Genomic DNA, 3,082 nt, shown 5'->3' on the forward strand with positions numbered 1-3,082 from the left:
AGGCCAACGTCCCCACCCTGGCCATGGCCCGCGCGCTGGAAGAAGTCACCGATGGCCAGCCGGTGGAGCACCTGCCCGGCAGCATCGGCCGCTTCGCCGACACCGACGAACGCACGATGGTGGTGGTCCACAAGGAAGGCGTGTTGTTCAAGCAGGTGCTGGCCGAAGAAACGGAGAGCTGAAGCCATGGGCACCAAGAGCAAAGCCATCGCCGCACCGAGCATCGACCAGGACTGGCAAGCGCAGAGCGACCTGCGCACGCTGGCCGAAGCCCGCGCTATCAAGGCCGACCCCAAGCGCATGGAAGCCGTGCGCCGGGTGGCCGAACACCAGATGCGCGCCGCCGCCGCGGCTGCATCGGAAGTCACCAAGGACTGACCCATGAAGCTGACCCCTGAAGAACTGGCCGCCCTGTCCCCCGAGGAAGCCGCGGCCCTGCAAGGCGACGACGCCACCGATGCCCTGAACACCATGGGCGACACCGTGCTGACCGCCGAAAGCGTGGACCTGGAAGCCATCCAGGCCGCCAGCAGCGAAGAAGGCGAGGGCGCTGAAGAAGGCGCCGATGGCGGTAACGTTTCCACCCCGGAAGCCACCACCGAGCAGGCCGCCGCAGCCCTGGAAGAACTGGCCCCGGCCGCCGAAGCAGCGCCGGCCCTGCCCACGTTCGAGGTGCCCGCCACAGACTTCAAGGCCCAGCGCGAGACGCTGCGCGCCGAGAAGCGCGACTTGGCCAAGCAGTGGAGCGACGGCACGCTGTCCGACGAGGACTACCACGCCAAGCTGGACGAGGTGGACGACAAGATGGCCACGCTGCTGACCGAGCAGACGCGGGCCGACACGCTGCGCGAGGTCAACGAGCAGAACGCCCGCCGCGTGGCCGAGGCTGCTGAAGCGGCTGAACTGCAGGCCTTGCAGGCGCTGGCCAAGGCGAGCAAGGCGGCCCGTCAGATCGACTACGGCGCCGACGCCGCGGCTGCATCGCAGTTCGACATGCTTTTCAGCGCCACCAAGGCCGACCCCGCCAACGCCAAGTTGACACCCGCCGCCCTGGCCGACAAGGCGCACAAGGCCGTGCTGGCGCTGCGTGGCATCAGCACCGCTGCCCCGGCACCAGCACCGGCCCCCAAGCCGGCCGCAGCACCCGCCGCGCCGCGCAACGTGCCGCCCAGCATCGGTGGCCTGCCTAACGCCGCGGCTTCCGTGGTGCAGGACGACATGCTGGCGCAGTTCAACAAGCTGAGCGGTGTCGACGCCGAGGAATTCCTGGCCCGACTGCCCGCCAACCAGGTGGAGCGTTTGCTGCGCACCACCGACAACCTGGGCCTGCACTGACATGGCCCAGCGCGACGGGGTTTCCGTGGACGTGCGCGTGACCGAGACGCTGCAGCTGGAGGTGCCGGGCGTCCACGGCCCCGAGCGCGTTTCCATCACGGTCGAGCACAAGAGCGGCCAACTGGCGCGGCTTCGCGTCAGGGCCGGCGACAACGTGACCATCAAGCGACCCGCGAGAAAAGAGCCCGTGCACGGTTGACAAACCGGCTTCGCATGGGACAGTGATTCTGTAATGGCCCGTTTTGCGGGCTTCTTTGGACCGCGCAGGAGTGCGGCTGTGGCCTTCACCTGGAGGTAATCATGGCCCGCACCACCGTTCTCCCGAGCGACCCGTCTGCACTCAAGGTGTGGGCTTCCAAGGTCGCACTCGATTCCACCAAGAAGCAGTACTACGCCAAGATGACGGGCCGCGAAGGTTCGTCCATGCCCGTCATCACCAAGACCGACCTGGAAACCAAGCCGGGCGACGAGGTGACGACCACGCTGATCGCCAAGCTGCGCGGCAAGCCCGTCGAAGGCGCCGAGAAGCTGGCCGGCCGCATCATGCGTTTGTCGAGCGCGACCCACAAGATGCGCATCGACAAGCACCGCCAGGCCGTCAACGTCGGCGACGTGATGGACCAGAAGCGCGTGAACTGGTCGATTCCCGAGCAGGCCCGCGACCGCCTGAGCGACTACATGGCCGAGGTGCTGGACGAGCAGTTGACCATGACCGCGGCCGGCGCGCGTGGCACGGGCGACGAGATCCAGCACTACCCCGTGGGCTACGGCGGCTTCCCCAACACCTTCCGCGCCCCCGATGCGCAGCACCTGATGACCTGGGATGGCACGCGCGCCGACAAGACCGCGCTGACCGCCTCGGACAAGTTTGGCGTGAACGTCATCGAGAAGCTGGTCCTGCGCACCAAGCGCCAGATCGGTGGCCAGCCCGACAAGGCGCTGAAGATGGAACCGATCGCCGTCAACGGCGGCAAGCACTTCGTCTACCTGGCCTGCCCCGAGTCGATGTACGACCTGCGCCGCGAAACTGGTGAAGCCGGCTGGCTGGCCTACGAGAAGGCCAAGGTCACGGCGGTGGGCACGGACAGCCCGCTGTTCAAGGCCGGCGCCGTCTACATCAACGGCACGCTGGTGGACGAAGCGCAGACCTGCGTGAAGTTCTCGGACGGCGGTTCGGGCGGCACGCTGCCTTACGCCCGGAACATGCTGCTGGGCGCCAACGCGGTGGCCGTGGCCTACGGCACCCGCACGCAGCGCGACAACATGCGTTTCGAGCTGATGGAAGCCGACGAGGACTACGGCGAGGAAGGCGTGGTGATCGTTCGCATGATCGCCGGCTTCGACAAGTGCCAGTTCAACGGCATGGACTTCGGCTCCATCGCCAACGACATCGCTTTCACCGCCGCGACCTGATGCAGCCCTGGGCTGGCAACGGCCCAGGCTCCACACCCCTGAACACATAGGAGCGCCATCATGGCCCTGTTCAAGAGCACCCAAATTGCCGCGAAGGCACCCATCCCCACGGCCGACCGCGCCGTGGAGATCATCCCCATCTTCGGCGACTTCACCGTGCCCGCTGGCTTCGCGGCCAACGACGTGGTGGAAATGTGCCCGCTGCCTGCCGGTTACGTGCCGGTGGACCTGATCGTGGACGGCGCTTCGCTGGGCGCCACCGTGACCGGTGACGTGGGCATCGTGACCGGCGTGTACGACGCCGCCCTGGACCTGGTGGGCGCGGCCCGCAACT

Annotated in this window: 6 protein-coding genes; all 6 read left to right on the forward strand. The window is 67.4% G+C overall.

All coding sequences use genetic code 11. From position 1 onward, the window contains the following. The coding region (locus ACIQ67_RS20870; protein WP_397536292.1) for a hypothetical protein at window positions 1-182 on the forward strand (182 nt) is incomplete at its 5' end. A 4-nt stretch (window positions 183-186) separates the two neighbouring features. Next, on the forward strand, window positions 187-378 hold the full coding sequence (locus ACIQ67_RS20875) for a hypothetical protein (RefSeq protein ID WP_397536293.1): 192 nt from the start codon (window positions 187-189) through the stop codon (window positions 376-378). Between the two features lie 3 nt (window positions 379-381). After that, the gene (locus ACIQ67_RS20880; protein ID WP_397536294.1) at window positions 382-1,335 is read left to right on the forward strand and encodes a hypothetical protein; all 954 of its coding nucleotides are present in this window, start codon (window positions 382-384) and stop codon (window positions 1,333-1,335) included. A 1-nt stretch (window position 1,336) separates the two neighbouring features. Then, window positions 1,337-1,534, forward strand: a complete 198-nt coding sequence (locus ACIQ67_RS20885) for a hypothetical protein (RefSeq protein WP_397536295.1) — start codon at window positions 1,337-1,339, stop codon at window positions 1,532-1,534. A gap of 101 nt (window positions 1,535-1,635) precedes the next feature. Further along, on the forward strand, window positions 1,636-2,748 hold the full coding sequence (locus tag ACIQ67_RS20890) for a N4-gp56 family major capsid protein (protein ID WP_397536296.1): 1,113 nt from the start codon (window positions 1,636-1,638) through the stop codon (window positions 2,746-2,748). A gap of 60 nt (window positions 2,749-2,808) precedes the next feature. Further along, window positions 2,809-3,082: hypothetical protein (locus ACIQ67_RS20895; RefSeq protein ID WP_397536297.1), on the forward strand; the 274-nt coding region annotated here is incomplete at its 3' end.

This window comes from Roseateles sp., from assembly GCF_044373315.1.
Lineage (GTDB): Bacteria > Pseudomonadota > Gammaproteobacteria > Burkholderiales > Burkholderiaceae_C > JACDQM01.

Coding starts and splice junctions, on each gene's coding strand:
- ACIQ67_RS20875 (WP_397536293.1), top strand. CDS start 187: ATGGGCACCAAGAGCAAAGCCATCGCCGCACCGAGCATCGACCAGGAC.
- ACIQ67_RS20880 (WP_397536294.1), top strand. CDS start 382: ATGAAGCTGACCCCTGAAGAACTGGCCGCCCTGTCCCCCGAGGAAGCC.
- ACIQ67_RS20885 (WP_397536295.1), top strand. CDS start 1,337: ATGGCCCAGCGCGACGGGGTTTCCGTGGACGTGCGCGTGACCGAGACG.
- ACIQ67_RS20890 (WP_397536296.1), top strand. CDS start 1,636: ATGGCCCGCACCACCGTTCTCCCGAGCGACCCGTCTGCACTCAAGGTG.